19 protein-coding genes are annotated in these 15,214 nt (G+C 58.2%); 6 read left to right on the forward strand and 13 right to left on the reverse strand.

The features are described from left to right. Positions 1-76 precede the first annotated feature (76 nt). The gene (locus tag AC2FNN_RS09700) at positions 77-382 is read right to left on the reverse strand and encodes a hypothetical protein (protein ID WP_496758208.1); all 306 of its coding nucleotides are present in this window, start codon (positions 380-382) and stop codon (positions 77-79) included. Positions 383-604: 222 nt separating this feature from the next. Here AC2FNN_RS09700 and AC2FNN_RS09705 point away from each other — a divergent pair, with 222 nt between their 5' ends. The 4 genes from AC2FNN_RS09705 to AC2FNN_RS09720 all read left to right on the forward strand — a co-directional run bounded on the left by AC2FNN_RS09705 (position 605) and on the right by AC2FNN_RS09720 (position 3,122). Beyond that, positions 605-820: a twin-arginine translocase TatA/TatE family subunit gene (locus AC2FNN_RS09705; RefSeq protein WP_152458176.1), complete on the forward strand. Its 216-nt coding sequence runs from the start codon at positions 605-607 to the stop codon at positions 818-820. Between the two features lie 6 nt (positions 821-826). Next, positions 827-1,285, forward strand: a complete 459-nt coding sequence (tatB, locus tag AC2FNN_RS09710) for a Sec-independent protein translocase protein TatB (RefSeq protein ID WP_152458175.1) — start codon at positions 827-829, stop codon at positions 1,283-1,285. Next, positions 1,282-2,163, forward strand: coding sequence for a twin-arginine translocase subunit TatC (gene tatC, locus AC2FNN_RS09715; RefSeq protein ID WP_496758210.1), 882 nt, complete (start codon positions 1,282-1,284; stop codon positions 2,161-2,163). The genes tatB and tatC overlap by 4 nt, the downstream gene beginning before the upstream one ends. 116 nt (positions 2,164-2,279) lie before the next feature. Next, positions 2,280-3,122, forward strand: a complete 843-nt coding sequence (locus AC2FNN_RS09720) for an ATP-binding protein (RefSeq protein WP_496758211.1) — start codon at positions 2,280-2,282, stop codon at positions 3,120-3,122. A gap of 60 nt (positions 3,123-3,182) precedes the next feature. Here AC2FNN_RS09720 and AC2FNN_RS09725 read toward each other — a convergent pair whose 3' ends face one another. From AC2FNN_RS09725 to AC2FNN_RS09750, 6 genes are all read right to left on the reverse strand, one after another. Next, on the reverse strand, positions 3,183-3,827 hold the full coding sequence (locus AC2FNN_RS09725) for an SDR family NAD(P)-dependent oxidoreductase (protein WP_496758212.1): 645 nt from the start codon (positions 3,825-3,827) through the stop codon (positions 3,183-3,185). Between the two features lie 42 nt (positions 3,828-3,869). Continuing rightward, positions 3,870-4,118: a hypothetical protein gene (locus AC2FNN_RS09730; protein WP_496758214.1), complete on the reverse strand. Its 249-nt coding sequence runs from the start codon at positions 4,116-4,118 to the stop codon at positions 3,870-3,872. 298 nt (positions 4,119-4,416) lie between these two features. Further along, the gene (gene purF / locus AC2FNN_RS09735) at positions 4,417-5,940 is read right to left on the reverse strand and encodes an amidophosphoribosyltransferase (protein WP_496758215.1); all 1,524 of its coding nucleotides are present in this window, start codon (positions 5,938-5,940) and stop codon (positions 4,417-4,419) included. Between the two features lie 645 nt (positions 5,941-6,585). Beyond that, positions 6,586-7,179, reverse strand: coding sequence for a CvpA family protein (locus tag AC2FNN_RS09740; protein WP_496758217.1), 594 nt, complete (start codon positions 7,177-7,179; stop codon positions 6,586-6,588). Between the two features lie 40 nt (positions 7,180-7,219). After that, a complete protein-coding gene (gene radA / locus AC2FNN_RS09745) occupies positions 7,220-8,584 on the reverse strand; it encodes a DNA repair protein RadA (RefSeq protein WP_152458168.1) in 1,365 nt (454 codons plus the stop codon). 121 nt (positions 8,585-8,705) lie between these two features. Further along, entirely contained in the window at positions 8,706-9,308 is a 603-nt protein-coding gene (locus tag AC2FNN_RS09750; protein ID WP_496758218.1) for a DNA repair protein, read from the reverse strand. Here AC2FNN_RS09750 and AC2FNN_RS09755 point away from each other — a divergent pair. Next, a complete protein-coding gene (locus tag AC2FNN_RS09755) occupies positions 9,301-9,456 on the forward strand; it encodes a hypothetical protein (protein WP_496758220.1) in 156 nt (51 codons plus the stop codon). The two genes, AC2FNN_RS09750 and AC2FNN_RS09755, sit on opposite strands and share 8 nt — an antisense overlap. Before the next feature lie 182 nt (positions 9,457-9,638). On the opposite strand, the gene AC2FNN_RS09760 is transcribed toward AC2FNN_RS09755, so the two are convergent. From AC2FNN_RS09760 to alr, 5 genes are all read right to left on the reverse strand, one after another. Continuing rightward, on the reverse strand, positions 9,639-10,091 hold the full coding sequence (locus AC2FNN_RS09760; RefSeq protein WP_224852706.1) for a paraquat-inducible protein A: 453 nt from the start codon (positions 10,089-10,091) through the stop codon (positions 9,639-9,641). 82 nt (positions 10,092-10,173) lie between these two features. Next, on the reverse strand, positions 10,174-10,785 hold the full coding sequence (locus AC2FNN_RS09765; protein ID WP_496758222.1) for a hypothetical protein: 612 nt from the start codon (positions 10,783-10,785) through the stop codon (positions 10,174-10,176). After that, positions 10,782-11,528 (reverse strand): ABC transporter ATP-binding protein, encoded by a 747-nt coding sequence (locus AC2FNN_RS09770; RefSeq protein ID WP_496758224.1) that lies wholly within the window; start codon positions 11,526-11,528, stop codon positions 10,782-10,784. The genes AC2FNN_RS09765 and AC2FNN_RS09770 overlap by 4 nt, the downstream gene beginning before the upstream one ends. Continuing rightward, positions 11,525-12,307 (reverse strand): MlaE family ABC transporter permease, encoded by a 783-nt coding sequence (locus AC2FNN_RS09775; protein ID WP_496758226.1) that lies wholly within the window; start codon positions 12,305-12,307, stop codon positions 11,525-11,527. Before AC2FNN_RS09775 ends, AC2FNN_RS09770 begins: the two co-directional genes overlap by 4 nt. Further along, positions 12,304-13,338, reverse strand: coding sequence for an alanine racemase (gene alr / locus AC2FNN_RS09780; protein WP_496758228.1), 1,035 nt, complete (start codon positions 13,336-13,338; stop codon positions 12,304-12,306). The genes AC2FNN_RS09775 and alr overlap by 4 nt, the downstream gene beginning before the upstream one ends. A gap of 240 nt (positions 13,339-13,578) precedes the next feature. Between alr and AC2FNN_RS09785 the strand changes: the two genes are divergently transcribed. Beyond that, entirely contained in the window at positions 13,579-14,118 is a 540-nt protein-coding gene (locus AC2FNN_RS09785; RefSeq protein ID WP_496758230.1) for a GNAT family N-acetyltransferase, read from the forward strand. A 46-nt stretch (positions 14,119-14,164) separates the two neighbouring features. Here the strand turns inward: AC2FNN_RS09785 and AC2FNN_RS09790 are convergent, their stop codons facing one another. Beyond that, positions 14,165-15,211, reverse strand: coding sequence for a Hint domain-containing protein (locus AC2FNN_RS09790; protein WP_496758232.1), 1,047 nt, complete (start codon positions 15,209-15,211; stop codon positions 14,165-14,167). Between the last annotated feature and the right edge of the window lie 3 nt (positions 15,212-15,214).

Here is a 15,214-nt window from a genome sequence, read left to right on the forward strand (position 1 = left end):
GTTTGCCATCGCGCAGGATCTGGATGATATCGAACAGGCGGTCAGTTCGGCGCATGACACGCCGTTCTGAACGCGTTTAGGCAGTCATGTTCCATAGGATTTTCTCGTGACGCATCTGGATGCTATCTGGATTGATGACCGCCATCATGCCTGCTGCACATTCCTGTTGCGGAAACTGTGCGGCTGCGTCCTGTGCCGCCTTCAAATCGGTCCAGACAACATAATCAGTCCAGCGACCATCTTCGCCTTGGCTAAGCTGCCGATGGGCAAATCCCGGCGCGCTTCGCACAAAGGCCTCAGAAGCTTGGCTGAGTTTCACGAACTCTTCAGGGGTGGTGCCATTGGCAAGAGTGAAGGTGACGATTTCAGCAACATGGGTCATTTGGTTCTCCGTTGACCAGGTTTCGATACCATCGTTCTAGCCACTTCCAACTGACATAAACCTGTCAGTTGAAAAATGCGAGCCCATAGTTTTTTGCAGATGAGGTCAATTTTCGCCCTTAATCTGTGCCGGATCCCTTTTGGGACAGGGCCCGGGGGCGTAAACACGGACCCAGTTCATATTCCCGGCGCACAAGGGCGCCGACGACAAAGGAGAAAAGAGATGCTGAATAATATTGGCCTTCCCGGTCTTCTGCTGATCGCCGTTGTGGTTCTGGTTCTGTTTGGCCGTGGCAAGATCAGCTCGCTGATGGGCGAAGTCGGCAAAGGCATCACCGCGTTCAAGAAGGGCGTGAAGGACGGTTCGGAAGAACTGGAACAGGACGCGTCGGAACTGGCCAAGGACGTCACGCCTGAAACCGAGAAAGACAAGGCGTAAGCGCAGATGTTTGATCTGGGCTGGACCGAACTTCTGGTCATCGGCATTGTCGCCCTGATCGTTGTAGGGCCGAAGGACCTGCCGGTTTTGTTCCGCAATGTCGGACGATTTGTCGGCAAGGCCCGTGGCATGGCACGCGAATTCAGCAGCGCCATGAACGAGGCCGCCGATCAGGCCGGTGTGAACGAGATCAAGAAAGGTCTCAACGCCGCTGCGAATCCGGTTGGCTCGGCCATGGACGGCGTGAAACAAGCCGCGCAGGATATGGCAAAAAGCATGGATCCCACCAAGTTCGATCCTGACAGCGAAACCGGTAAACTGGCAGCCGAGCGAGCCGAACAGGCCAAGAAAATTCAGGCCTCAACGGCCCGCGCTGCCGCCGAGCGCAAGGCCAAGGAAGCTGCCGAGGCCCTGGCCAAGGCCGAAGAAGCCGAAGCGGCGCTGAAGACTGAAGGCGAAACATGACCAAGACCGACGAGATCGAAGATACCTCGGCCCCATTGATCGAGCACTTGGCCGAGCTGCGCACGCGGTTGATACACTGCGTCGTGGCTTTTCTGGTCGGGATGATCATCTGCTTTACGGTGGCCACGCCGATCTTCAATTTTCTAACCAACCCTTTGTGTGAGGTCCTGACCGAGCGCGGACAGGATTGCGGCCTGATCTTCATCTCGCCGCAGGAAGGGTTCTTTGTCGCGATCAAGGTCTCGCTTTTGGGGGGCTTCATTCTGGCGTTTCCCTATATCGGGATGCAGATGTGGCGCTTTGTGGCTCCGGGCCTCTACAAGTCGGAGAAGAATGCGTTTCTGCCCTTCATGCTGGCCTCGCCCTTCATGTTCCTTCTGGGCGCCAGCTTTGCTTTCTACGTCGTCACGCCTCTGGCCTATGACTTCTTCCTTGGGTTCCAGCAATTCGGCGCTGAAGGCGAAGCCGTGGCTGATGGCGCGACGGCGGCACCGCTGAGCGTGGTGTTTCAGGGCTCGGCACAGGAATACCTGAACCTGACGATCAAGTTCATCGTGGCCTTCGGGCTGTGCTTTCAATTACCGGTTCTTCTGACCCTCATGGGCAAGGCAGGGCTGGTCAGCGCCGAGGGTCTGGGGGCCGTGCGCAAATATGCGGTGGTCGGCATTCTGGTGTTGGCGGCAATCGTGACGCCTCCTGACGTGATCACGCAGATTATCCTGTTTGTCGTGGTCTATGGCCTCTACGAGATTTCGATCTTCCTGGTGGCCCGGGTTGAAAGGAAGAGAGAGGAGCAGTTGCGTGCCGACGGCTACTACGACGATGAAGAAGCCGAAGCGAACGAAGATCTGATGCAGGAATTCGACGACGACAAGTAACCTGCTGAAACAGCAACCAAGGCGCGCCCCTTTCAGGCGCGCCTTTTTCGTTCGCGGGCCTTGTTGCGCCAATCAGAACATGCTTTGAACCGATCCGTATCTGACCGGAGGAGCCGATGGACGACCAAGCCCTGAACCGTATTGCTGCCGCGTTGGAGCGCATGGCGCCAGCGCCTTTGGCCACACCGGATTTCAATGCGGCTCCGGCCTTTGTCTGGCATGTGGAACCGGAACGCCTGGAACCGGTTGAACAGGTCAATCGCGTCGATCTGGATCTGCTGGTCGGCATCAATCGGTCGCGCGATACGTTACTTGACAACACCCGCCGCTTCGCGACCGGCTACAAGGCAAACAATGCACTTTTGTGGGGCGCGCGCGGGATGGGCAAATCCAGCCTCGTAAAGGCCGTCCACGGCACGCTGAGCGCAGATCATCCTGACCTGAAGCTTGTGGAGCTTCAGCGTGAAGATATGGGCTCGGTCGCGCGGTTGCTGAACCACCTGCGCGCGGCGCCCTATCGGTTCATCCTGTTTTGCGACGACCTCTCGTTCAGTCACGATGACCAGCATTACAAATCGCTCAAGGCCGTTCTGGATGGCGGTATCGAAGGTCGCCCGGAAAACGTGGTGTTCTACGCGACCTCGAACCGCCGCCACCTGATGCCGCGGGATATGATTGAAAACGAACGTTCCAGCGCTATTAACCCGTCAGAGGCGGTCGAGGAAAAGGTATCCCTGTCCGACCGCTTCGGATTGTGGCTGGGATTCCATCCCTGCGATCAGGACGAATATATGGCCATGATCGACCGCTATTGCGCGGCCTATGGCGTTTCGGTTGATGCCGAAATCCTGCGCGCCGAAGCAATTGAATGGCAGGCCACGCGCGGATCGCGTTCGGGCCGTGTCGCGTGGCAGTTCTTCGTCGATCTGGCCGGGCGCAACGGTGTTCATATCACCTGATCCCAGCTTCATCTGGCTAAAAATATCCCCGCCGGAGGCATGGCCCGTCAGGGCCATTTCCTAAAGCAGCGCCAGAATCCGCGCAGCTTCATTTGCGGTGCTCGTCAGCGCATCGCGATCTTCGCCTGGGTGGAACCGGGCACGCACGGCGGTGGGCATCGGTGCTGGTTCCACGATCGTGACGCGCGGACCGGTGCGTTCGGTCTCGGCCGCCCAACTGCGGGCCAGGGCCATTTGCGCGGCCTTGGTGGCACCGTAGATGCCATAGAACTTCTGACCGGCTTTCGGGTCATCGAAAAATGCCGCGTGGCCGTTTTCACCCAGCAGGGGCGCGACATATGGGATCAGAACCGAGGTTGCATTTGCATTCGTGTTGACTGCCTTGGTCCATTCCTTGGGGTCGACGAAATGTACCGGCGTCAGCGCCGAGGTGTGAATGGCCGTATGCAGCCACAAATCCACCTTGCCCCAACGGTCATGGATCCCGCGGCACAGGGTTGCCATCGCGTTCGGATCGGTGATGTCCATCGGTGCCAGAGTGGCAGAGCCACCCTTGGCCTTGATGCGATCGTCCAGTTCTTCCAGCCCGCCAGTGGTCCGGGCGACGGCGACAATGTGGTATTCGGGCGCCAGCGCTTCGGCCAGGGCAGCGCCCAGCCCGCGAGAGGCCCCGGTTATCAGGGCGATTTTGGTCGTATCGGTCATGCCTGCGGTTTGAACCCCCGCGCGCGGGGCGTCAAGATGTGATCAGCCGCCGGGGATTGCGATACGCCTGGTCTGGCCGCTTTGTCGCAGCATGATGCCATGCTCGTCAATCGCGATCACTGTGCCCGAGGCAACGCGGCTTCCGGGTTTTACTTCTTCCACGCGGCCTGATGACAGGCGCATCAGGGCGCGCATATCCGCTTTCGGCCCGAATACGCCCAGAACCGAGACGGAATTCTTCTTCAGCGCGCCCCGTTGTGTGGCCGCGCTTTGGACATTGGCGTTTGACATGATCCGCGGTCCGGGGCGTGGCCCGGACCCCTTTTTGAGTGAGTGGTCGCCGCCGGATAGCAAAACGCTCAAGCGAACAAAAGCGCTGCGCGGACAGGTGTCATCACGATTTGGTGCCCTTGAAAAAAGCCCTTGTGATTGCGTGGAATTCGCCGATTGGTTGTGGCAAATTTCCACTCATCCACGTCACGTGACAGCAATCAGACCGGCCGACAGCTATCGGCTGGCCGGGATGATCCGCCGTTTTGATTCGCCATTCAGAATGGAAAACCGACAGTGTCAGTTCTGTTTCGTCCGCTCAGCCCGAGGCCAGTTTCGCCGCATTCCAAGACCCACCCGGAATCTGCATGTCGGCGCGTTTCTGGCTGACACGACTGCTGTTTTCCAGATTGTCCAGATAGCCTTCGCTGACGCTGCCCGTGACATATTTGCCGTCAAAACAGGAACAGTCGAAGGCTTCGATCTCGGGATTGCCTTCTTTGGCGGCCCAGATCAGGTCTTCCAGGTGCTGATAGAATAGGGCGTCCGCACCCAGTTCTTCGCGGATTTCTTCGATTTCCTTGCCATTTGCGATCAGCTCGGCCTTGGTGGGCATGTCTATACCGTAGACATTGGGGTATTTCACCGGAGGCGAGGCGCTGGCGACATAGACCTTCTTGGCCCCGGCATCGCGGCACATCTGAACGATCTTTTTGATGGTGTTGCCCCGTACGATCGAATCGTCGATCAGCAGAACACTGTGTCCGTCGAATTCCAGCGGCACGGCATTCAGCTTGCGGCGGACGGATTTCTGCCGTTCCGCCTGACCCGGCATGATGAACGTGCGCCCGACATACCGGTTTTTCACCAGCCCTTCGCGATAGGGGATGCCGGTGATCTTCGCGGCTTCCAGAGCCACGGGGCGGGCGCTGTCGGGCACCGGGATGATCCGATCGATTTCCAGGCCCGAGTCCTGAATCTGTTTCGCCAACGTCTGGCCCATGCGCATCTGAGTCTTGTAAACCGAAACACCGTCCAGCAAAGAATCCGGACGGGCCAGGTAGACATACTCGAATATACAGGGCGTCAGCTTGCCCTCGACCGCCTGAAACTTGTGCATGTTGCCGTCCAGATCGATCAGGATCGCCTCACCCGGGCGAAGATCACGCAGCTTTTCAAAACCGTTGATGCCAAAGGCCACGTCTTCCGAGGCAAAGGCATAATCATCACCGTCTCCGTCTGCTTCGCGTTTGGCGACCGAAAGTGGGCGAATGCCAAACGGATCGCGGAAGGCCAGCATACCGACACCCGCGACCAGACAGATCACGGAATAGGCGCCCTGAACGCGTTCCATCGTCATCTTCACACCGGCAAACAGATTGCGGATGGGTTCGCGGTTGCCATTCACCTTGATCGCATCCGCTACTTTGTCGGCCAGCACGTTCAGAAGGATTTCAGAGTCTGACGTGGTACGAAGGTGGCGGCTGTATTTGCCGGTGACCTTTTCGCGCTGTTCAGCGGTGTTGGTGATGTTGCCGTTGTGAACCAGATAGATGCCGTAAGGGGCGTTCACGAAAAAAGGCTGCGCCTCGGCCGCGCTGAGGGATCCCGCCGTCGGATAGCGCACATGCCCCATACCCACGCGACCCAACAGGGTTTCTGCATCCTGGGCGTTGAACACGTCCTTGACCAGACCGTTGGCCTTCTTTTCGCGGAAGAACTCGCCGTTATAGGTCACGATCCCTGAGGCATCCTGACCCCGGTGCTGCAACATCAGCAGCCCGTCATAGATTTCGGCAAACACATCATGTGTCCGGCTTGCGATTCCCAAAATCCCACACATTTACGGGGCTCCAACTTCTATGACGATTTGACCTGAGGATTGACCGCCGTTCGGCATCGGATCCTCTGCAAGGCGCGTGCGGTCGGTTTGGTGGCAGGCGACAACGACGCCAATAGGGCGACCATCACAACGACCAGCGCGCATTCGTGCAGAAAGAACAAGATCGGTGGCTCCGATTCCGTGGCGGGTTGGCCTCCACATAATGCCTAATGGCGTGGCTGTCATCAAAGGATCACACTTACCTATTGCCGCAGGTCGGGATTTCAGGGATCGGGGCCAGATCAAGAACTAGATGACATGTGCAATCATATGTGCTGTCATGCCAATTAATATGTGCAAGTCAGGATGGGTGAAGCACGCAAAGGGCCGGAATGTGGCAGCATAAACCTCAACAGAAGAAGCAGGAGCGGATCAAACAACGGTGCCACAGGTGCCGGGGAATGGGCCGGGCGCCCTGTCAGATCTGCAACGGGGCGGGCGAAGTTGTCAAAAGCCGGGATATTCTTGGCAAACCAATCTCCAGCCGGTGCGACGGGTGTTTCGGGCTGAAAACGATCCGCTGCACGATCTGCGGCGGGGAAGGGTACATTTGAAATGAAAAAGCCCGGACTGTGCCGGGCTTTCATCACGCAATGCACCCCAAGATTACCCGTCAGCTGGTGCCGTGGTTTCGGGTCGTTCGTTTCCTGCCGTGCAGCTGGCGACCAGTTCTTCATATTGTGCAGTCACCCAACCCAGAGCGGCTTCGGGGTTTTGCTCTTCAATCTGGCTGCTGAACTGCTCGAACACCTTGGCCGAACGGCTTTCGTCCACGATTGTATAGGACTGGCCGGTCATGACCGTGTCATAGACAAAGAAGGCGATTGCAACCAGCAGAATGCCGCGCGCGATGCCGAAGAACAGCCCCAGCGCCTGATCCAGACCGCCCAAAGCCGAACGCTGGACCAGCGATGAAAACAGCGGTGTGAAGATGCTGACCACAATCAAAGCCACGGCAAAGACGGCTGCAAAGCCGGTGATCACCGACAGTTCACAACTGTCGCGCAGGAAATCTCCGACTACCGGGATTTCTTTGACCAGCGGTACAGCCTGTGGGGCAAAGATGAATGCCAGAACGGCCGCCGCGACCCAGCCCGCAATGGCCAGAACTTCGCGCATGAAGCCACGTGAGTAGGCCAGCAAGCCCGACAGCACGATGATCAGGGCGACGACCCCGTCAATTATTGTAAAACCTTCCATGGCCCTCGCCTGTTCTTTTTCTGCCCCTCGGGGCGCGACTTTAACCTGCTCCGAAGGTTTCGCCAACAAACCCCACCAAATCAGAGGGTCGGGTGAGTGTCAGACCTGCCACAGTGCCGGTTTTGCCACCAGCCGGAGCAATTGCCGCCGTGAAACCAAGTTTTTGCGCTTCTTTCAACCTGTTTTCGGTCTGTGGGGCCGGTCTAAGTGCCCCGGACAGCGAGATTTCTCCGAAAACGACCGTGTCGGCGGGCAATGCTGTGTCTTCACGGGCACTGAGAAGGGCGGCGGCCACAGCCAGATCGGCGGCAGGTTCGCTGACTTTCAGGCCTCCGGCGACGTTGAGATAGACGTCGAGCCCGGCAAAAGGAATGCCGCAGCGGGCCTCGAGCACCGCAAGGATCATTGCCAAGCGCCCGCTGTCCCAACCAACAACGGTGCGGCGGGGCTGTGAGTGGGGCGAGGGCGCCACCAGAGCCTGCAATTCGACCAGCACGGGACGGGTGCCTTCAATGCCCGCAAAAACAGCAGAGCCGGGGCTTGGCCTGCCACGTTCGGACAGGAACAGGGCCGAGGGGTTGGTCACTTGCGCCAGACCCTTGCCTGTCATCTCGAACACGCCGATTTCGTCGGCGGGGCCAAAACGGTTCTTGACCGCGCGCAGGATGCGGAACTGGTGGCCGCGTTCGCCCTCGAAATAAAGGACGGTGTCAACCATGTGCTCGACCACACGAGGGCCTGCGATCTGGCCTTCCTTGGTGACGTGGCCAACCATGATGATCGAAACACCGTGCCGTTTCGCAAACGTGGTCAATTCATGGGCCGCAGCCCGGACTTGTGACACTGAACCGGGTGCGCTGTCGACATTGTCCGCCCACATCGTCTGAATCGAATCGATGATGGCCAGGCCCGGTTTTTCGGCTTCCAGCGTTGTGAGGATGTCGCGCAGGTTGGTTTCGGCGGCGAGTTGAACTGGCGCATCCTCAAGCCCAAGTCGGCGGGCGCGCATGCGAACCTGTGCGCTGGCTTCTTCGCCCGAGACATAGATGGTTTTCACGCCTGCACGCGCGAAACGCGCTGCGGCTTGCAGCAGCAGGGTGGATTTCCCGATGCCGGGGTCTCCGCCCACCAAAAGGGCCGAGGCCGGGACCAGCCCGCCGCCCAGAACACGGTCCAGCTCCTCGACCCCGCAGAGTGTGCGGGGCGGCGGTGTTTCCTCGGTGGACAAATCCGTGAGTGCGATGGACTGGCCGCGTTTGCCGCCGAGGGATTTTCTGGCCGGGCCAGTCGATATGGGCGCGTCCTGAACAATGGTGTTCCATTCGCCGCAACCGTCGCAGCGTCCGGACCATCGTGTATGCGTCGCACCGCAAGCCGAGCAGGAGAAGGATGTCGTCTTTGCCATGACGCACTTGGTGCCCGAGCTTGGGCAGTTCTTCAAGCCCTTGCGGGCTTTCCTCACCGCCGATGGCGCGCTGCGGCCTCAGGCCCCGATGGGCCATCGTCCGCAGCAGGCGCTGGCGCGCCTATTCCGCCGGTCGAAGGGGCGTCATTGCAACCACGCTGGATGCCTTTGAGGAGCCATTGTTGCGCGGTGTGTGCAGTTGGGTCGACAATTCGGGCAGAAGCTCGAACAGTTCATCCCGCAGGCGCGTAAGTTGCGACCTGGCGATCGTCTCTTCCATTTCCACATCCCGCGTCCACTGGCGCAACTCGTTCTGGATGACCTGCGCCTCTTCCAGACGCTGCTGAAACAGTTCGATCTCTTCCTGTCGCTGTTGCAGGAACATCCGCGCGCGTTCGACTTGTGCATCGCCATAGGTCCGGGCCAGTTCCTGACTGATCTGGCTCATCTGTGCGGCCAGTTCCAGGATCTCGGGCTCGAGCGCTTGCAGGTCGGGGTGCTGGCGCAGAAACCCCATGCGTTCCTTGACGGCGTCAAACTCGGACGACATCATGAACAGCCCGCCGCGATCGGCGGCATGGGCCATTTGATACGCGTCCGCGATGTCATGCATATTGAGCGCAAATTTGCGGTGGTTGTTTTCCAGCGCCATCATTCGGGCATTGGCCGGCAGGTAAAACGCCAGCATGAGAATCAGCGCTGTCAGGCCAATCTGGATGACCATGCCGGCATCCTTCGCCGGTGCCTCGCCGAATCCGGCCTGCATCGAAAGCCAGGGCAATACGCCAAAAGCGGACAACAACGTAGCAGAAATGGCCAACAAGGCCGCCAAGCAGATCAGGAAAAAAGTCAGTCTTAAAAAGGCATTCTGAAATTGCAATGTAATACTGTGGAGGGCGGCCATGATCGTCGTACTCCTTCTTCAAACCGGAACACATCGGGCCAAAGCGGAAGGTGATCAAACGATTGCGTACGATCCGCTGCGGACCCGAAAACTACAAAACACTGCTGCTCGAAATATTAAGAGGATACTTAGATTTGTGTTTTCAATCAATTAGGTCTGAGCTTTTCGTGAAGTGGATGTCATCTCTGTAATATGGCCAAGCACGATGGAGGCCAGAATGCAGGCTGTAAACAGGTAGAGACCCCATGCGGTCTCAACGGTGGCGTAAGAGATGCCCTTGGCCAATGTGATGTAAAGCGCGATCAGGAAAATGTCGGCCATGGCCAGTTTGCCGAGGATGTTGAGCGCAGGTTGGACGCGGGCATCCAGCAGGTTCCATTGGATCAGCGCGGTGCCGATGGTTTTGATGTACGGGGCGAAAAGGGCGAATATGGTGACGATCAGCGCGAGGAAGACGTCAGATTTCCACAAGGATTGCAGCCCGGTGATGACACTGATTTCGCTGAGGCCGAAGATCGGCAGAAACCCCGCGCGCATCAGCGGGGCGAACCACGCGATGGGGTATAAGATCAGTAGGGAGAGGGTGGCGAGGCGGAGGGTCATTCTAGCAGTCTTGCCTTTTTCGAACAGCAGTACTTTTACTCACTATTCCACAGCCGTTTTCGTGTTCACACTAAGAAGCATATTAGTCTTCTCTTTTTGAAAGCCTTTGGTTTAATTCAGTTTGAATTTCTTCCATCAAAGTATCCAGCCCAGCCATGATGGCCTCAACACACACTTCTCGGTAAGCTCTGTCTTTTGCGGGGTAACGCGAGCGGAACTTTTCCTTGCTTGTCCCGCCGTCATGCATTTCGAATAAATTGTAGTTGCTATTCAAAGAACGGATATGAGTTGAAAATAGATACCAGGCTTGTGGTGACTGCCCCGTCATTTCAATCCGTCGCAACATGCCAGGTGGAGGTCCGACTAAGGTTGCGGCTTCAAAAGCTTTGTCATCTACCTTGTTGAGGTCTCGAGTGTTTCGTAGCTCGCTTAGCAGTTTTTCTAGATTGTGCCCGAGCTTTATCACGTTTTCCTTTGAGAAACCTGAAACTAGCAGAGAAGTCTTGAATGTTAGTTCGGTTGCCAAGCCCAGATTCTGATAAACTGGTCCAACACGAAATACACGGTCTTTGTGATCAGAGTATTCCTTTACACTTTTTGTCCAATGCTCCTTAGGAAATAGTGTCTTACACGCTGAAAAATACGCGTCAGCGTAGTCGAAAAAATCTACGATTTCTTCAATGGGTTCGATCACCGCACCGCCTCAATCGGCCCTTCTGCGCTGCCGCTGATGAACTGCTCAACATAGGGATCACCCGAGGCATCCATGTGGCTGACCGGGCCGGTCCACTGGATCACGCCTCCGTGCAGCATCGCCACGTTGTCGGCAATCGCGCGGACGGAACTCATGTCGTGGGTGATGGTCATCGCGGTGGCGCCCATCTCGGTCACGATTTCGCGGATCAGATCGTTGATGACGCCGGACATGATCGGGTCAAGACCGGTGGTGGGTTCGTCGAAAAAGATGATCTCGGGCTCGGCGGCGATGGCGCGTGCAAGACCCACACGTTTTTGCATGCCGCCTGACAGTTCCGCCGGAAAGCGGTCGGCGACGTCGGATTTCAGGCCCACGCGGCGCAGTTTTTCGATGGCGATTTCGCGGGCTTCCTCGGTCGGACGTTTCAGAGAACCACGCAGCAGGCGGAAGGCGACGTTCTGCCAGACGGTCAGTGAATCAAACAGGGCCGCGCCCTGAAACAACATCCCGAACCGGGCCAGAAAGGCATCTCGGTCGCCCTTGCTGGCGTCTTTGCCGTCCACGTAGATCATGCCGCTGTCGGGTTTGATCAGGCCCAGAATGCATTTCAAGGCGACCGATTTTCCGGTGCCCGAACCGCCGATGATGACCATCGAGGTGCCTTTGGGGATCTCAAGGTTCATGCCTTGCAGCACGTGGTTGTCGCCAAAGGCCTTATGTACGTTCTCCATCCGGATCATAGCGAGAAGAATACCCCTGTGAGAACGAAGTTTGCAGCCAGGATCAACACCGCCGCGGCCTCGACCGACCCTTTGGTGGCCCGTCCCACGCCCTGCGCGCCACGGCCAGAATTCATGCCGTAGTAACAGCCCATGATGGCCGCGATCAGGCCAAAAGCTGCACCTTTGACCAGCGACGAGACGATGTCGCGGGTTTCAAGGAAATCGACCGTGTTTTTCAGATAGGCGGCCGGGTTGAAGCCCAGGTTTTGTGTGGCCACGGTGTAGCCGCCGGCAATTCCGATGATGTCACCCACTGCCACCAAAGCCGGCACTGTGACCAGGGCGGCCAGAACGCGCGGGACGGTCAGGTATTTCATCGGGTGGGTCGACAGCGTGACCAGCGCGTCGATCTGTTCGGTCACTTTCATCGTGGCGATCTCGGCCGCGATCGAGGATGTCACGCGGGCCGCAATCATCAGGCCGACCAGAACCGGGCCAAGCTCTCGCACCATGCCGATGGCGACGATCTGGGGCACCACGGCTTCGGCGTTGAAACGCGCGCCGCCAGCGTAGATCTGCAACGCCAGCGCACCGCCGGTGAAGATCGCCGTCAGGCCGACGACGGGCAGGGACAGCCAGCCGATGTTCAGCAGGGCCATGCCAAATTCGCGCGGATAAAAGGGGGGACGCAGGATATGCGAAATCGCATCAAGCGCGAACAGTGCCACCCGGCCAAAAGCCGCAAGCAGGCTCAGAACCGTGCGGCCCAGACCTCCGAGCGCGGTGATCGGGTTCATTCCACATAGCCCCGCGAATAGCGATTGCCCATTGATGTGAGGATCTCATAGCCAATTGTACCGGCAGCTTCGGCCAGATCGTCAACGGTTTGATGACCGTTGAGAATGCGCAGGCGCTCCGGGTCTTTCGGCAGATCTGTGACGTCCACCGTGATCAGGTCCATTGAGATTCGGCCGACAACCGGGCAGGGCTGATTGCCGGCGAAGGTGTCGATGCCGCCCCCGATGGCGCGATGCAGGCCGTCCGCATACCCGGCCGCGACGGTGGCGATACGGGACGGCCGGCGCGCCACCCAACTGTTGCCGTAACCAACGGTTTCGCCCACGGCCAATCTGCGCACCTGAATGACCGGCAGATCGACGGTGACAACGGGTTTTGCATCCGCAAAGGGCAGGCCGCCATACAGGCCGATGCCCGGGCGGCAGAAATCGAAATGGAACTCGGGCCCCAAAAGCAAACCGCCGGTCGCAGCCAAAGAACGCGGCGCGGCGATACCGTCTGTCATCTCGCGGAAGGTTTTCAGCTGCTGCCGGTTCATCGGATGGTCCGGCTCGTCCGAGCAGGCCAGATGAGACATGACAACGGCTGGTTTCAGGGCCTCGGCCTTTGGGCGCAGTTCGGCCCAGTCGGCGGGTTCCAGCCCCAGCCGGTTCATTCCACTGTCCAGCTGAATGCCAAAGGGATGGTCGGGCAGGGCCTCCATATGGCGCTGATACTGCTCGCCCGAGTTGATCAGCGGCGTCAGGTCGTTGGCGCGCAGAAGGTCTGTGTCGCCCTCCATATGGCCGGAAAAGACAAAGATCATCGGGCCGGGGCCGACCGCCTTGCGGACAGCGGCGCCTTCTTCTGCGGCCGCCACAAAAAACTTGCGAACGCCTTCCTCGGCCAGCGTATCGCTGACGGGCCCGGCACCCAGCCCATAGGCATCGGCCTTGACCACGGCGCCGGTTTCGACCCCGGTTTTCGCGTCGAGCGCCCGCCAATTGCTGGCGAGCGCCTGAAGATTGATCGTCAAACGTGCAGTACTCATGGCACTGTTCATGACATTGCGCCGTCCAAGGTCAAGAGGGAATGGCGCATTTACCTGTCGGTTTATGTTGGTGTTTGGCCTGTTGTTACGGAAAACACCAAAAAACCGGAAGAAATGGCAGCATTCCGCCATGGTTGCAGGTTTTGGGGATTGTCTTCACATCAACGTTAAAGCGATCCTGGGAGCCGGATCGTTCGGTTCCGGTAAAGACCGGGCGCAGCGTCAACTCATGAGGAAGCCATGGATTTTTCTACCGGTTTGACCCGGGACCCGTCAGAGATCATCCGTTTTTTTGCAGACGTATTTTCCGCATCGGAAGGGCCAGAGGAGGGGGCGGCAATAGGCGCATTCGTAGGCGAATTGGTCAACAGCACGCCGCCTGAAGATATCCTGGTGTGCACGGCCCAACAGGATCACGAGCTGCTTGGCTGTGCCATTTTTTCCCGGATGACGTTTTTGCAGGATACGCGCAATGTGTTCATCCTGTCACCGATGGCTGTACAAACGGGCAGGCAAAAAACAGGTGTTGGACAGACGCTGATTTCCTATGGTCTGGATCGCTTGCGGGCCGCAGGTGTGGATGTGGCACTGACCTATGGCGACCCGGCCTATTATTGCAAAACGGGTTTTGTGCAGATCACCGAGGATACTGCCCAGCCACCGCTGAAACTCAGCCATCCGCACGGCTGGTTGGGACAGGCGCTGGACGGTTTTGACCTGAAACCGCTGAATGGCCCGTCGCGATGCGTTTCCGCGCTGAACAATCCGTTGCTGTGGTAGGAGGGATCGGTGTTTTCGCTTTGGTCGATGGCCTTGGTTCTACAGCTTAGAACAGGGCCTGATCTACGATCGCCTTGCTGTTCCGGACATGTCGGGCCACCAGCTTTTTCTGTCGCCTGCCGCTGGGGATATAGACGGCAGGGTTCATATCCTTATTGCAGTCGAGATCCGGAAAAATCTGCAAAAGCTCGTGCAACGCTTCGGGCGGAAGGGATTTGAGGGCTTCGGGGCCGGTAAACAGGCTTTCACTTGGCGCGCCTTCGGCAAAAAGAACCACGTGACGGTCACAGACAACGTGATGGTAAACCACCTGCGTCGCATCGTAATCCACGTAAACGCCCGGCAGGTCTGTCAGCCGGATGGCCGAGACCAAAACGTCCCTTGTGTCGAACATGCGCTGCGCGATGTCCGATCGGACCAGCATTCGGTGCTGTCGCGAAACCGTCAGGTCCCGGCGGGGCAGGCCGTGCCCCAGGGCACCGGCCGTGATGCGGACTGGGCGCAGTTCGGGTGATTTCAACAGATCGGCTTGGCGCAGGGACCGGGATAGCACAAGCCGAACGGCTGCCGATCCGCCTCCGGTCGTCATCACCCTGTCACCGGGGCAGATATCCTGAACTCTGATTTCGCCACTGTCCGTCAGGATCAGGGTGTCCGAAACAAAACAGGGGGCGCCGGGGCTGGGATTGGGATCCTCAACAAAGTTCACCCCGTCCTTCGATGACAAAGACGCGGTATCATCCGTGCCGTTGCTGCCGATCTGGGTCGAGGTCTGGCCACTGGCTGGCCCCTGTGTCGCAGTTACCTGCGAGTCGAAGGATACAAAGCTGAGAACCGAACCATTATCCGAAAGAGAGACCGCCCCAAATCGGTTGATGCGCGCCGAAATCACGTAATAGTCGAACCCGCCCACGGTGGTCATAGTTCCGTTATCGACATCCGTCGAGCTGCGCACCGAGCCATTGGGGTTGTAAACATCGACCTGCAAGCCGGTGACATCGGTTCCGGTCGGAACCCGGATTTCAATGAAATCTCCGTCCGGGGCAAAGTTCGGGCCGTTGCGATATCTTATTTCCGATATGATCGCGGGCAAAAC

The organism is Ruegeria sp. BHSA118, from assembly GCF_059613405.1.

Coding starts and splice junctions, on each gene's coding strand:
- AC2FNN_RS09700 (WP_496758208.1), bottom strand. CDS start 382: ATGACCCATGTTGCTGAAATCGTCACCTTCACTCTTGCCAATGGCACC.
- AC2FNN_RS09705 (WP_152458176.1), top strand. CDS start 605: ATGCTGAATAATATTGGCCTTCCCGGTCTTCTGCTGATCGCCGTTGTG.
- tatB (WP_152458175.1), top strand. CDS start 827: ATGTTTGATCTGGGCTGGACCGAACTTCTGGTCATCGGCATTGTCGCC.
- tatC (WP_496758210.1), top strand. CDS start 1,282: ATGACCAAGACCGACGAGATCGAAGATACCTCGGCCCCATTGATCGAG.
- AC2FNN_RS09720 (WP_496758211.1), top strand. CDS start 2,280: ATGGACGACCAAGCCCTGAACCGTATTGCTGCCGCGTTGGAGCGCATG.
- AC2FNN_RS09725 (WP_496758212.1), bottom strand. CDS start 3,827: ATGACCGATACGACCAAAATCGCCCTGATAACCGGGGCCTCTCGCGGG.
- AC2FNN_RS09730 (WP_496758214.1), bottom strand. CDS start 4,118: ATGTCAAACGCCAATGTCCAAAGCGCGGCCACACAACGGGGCGCGCTG.
- purF (WP_496758215.1), bottom strand. CDS start 5,940: ATGTGTGGGATTTTGGGAATCGCAAGCCGGACACATGATGTGTTTGCC.
- AC2FNN_RS09740 (WP_496758217.1), bottom strand. CDS start 7,179: ATGGAAGGTTTTACAATAATTGACGGGGTCGTCGCCCTGATCATCGTG.
- radA (WP_152458168.1), bottom strand. CDS start 8,584: ATGGCAAAGACGACATCCTTCTCCTGCTCGGCTTGCGGTGCGACGCAT.
- AC2FNN_RS09755 (WP_496758220.1), top strand. CDS start 9,301: ATGACCATGCCGGCATCCTTCGCCGGTGCCTCGCCGAATCCGGCCTGC.
- AC2FNN_RS09750 (WP_496758218.1), bottom strand. CDS start 9,308: ATGGTCATCCAGATTGGCCTGACAGCGCTGATTCTCATGCTGGCGTTT.
- AC2FNN_RS09760 (WP_224852706.1), bottom strand. CDS start 10,091: ATGACCCTCCGCCTCGCCACCCTCTCCCTACTGATCTTATACCCCATC.
- AC2FNN_RS09770 (WP_496758224.1), bottom strand. CDS start 11,528: ATGATCCGGATGGAGAACGTACATAAGGCCTTTGGCGACAACCACGTG.
- AC2FNN_RS09775 (WP_496758226.1), bottom strand. CDS start 12,307: ATGAACCCGATCACCGCGCTCGGAGGTCTGGGCCGCACGGTTCTGAGC.
- alr (WP_496758228.1), bottom strand. CDS start 13,338: ATGAGTACTGCACGTTTGACGATCAATCTTCAGGCGCTCGCCAGCAAT.
- AC2FNN_RS09785 (WP_496758230.1), top strand. CDS start 13,579: ATGGATTTTTCTACCGGTTTGACCCGGGACCCGTCAGAGATCATCCGT.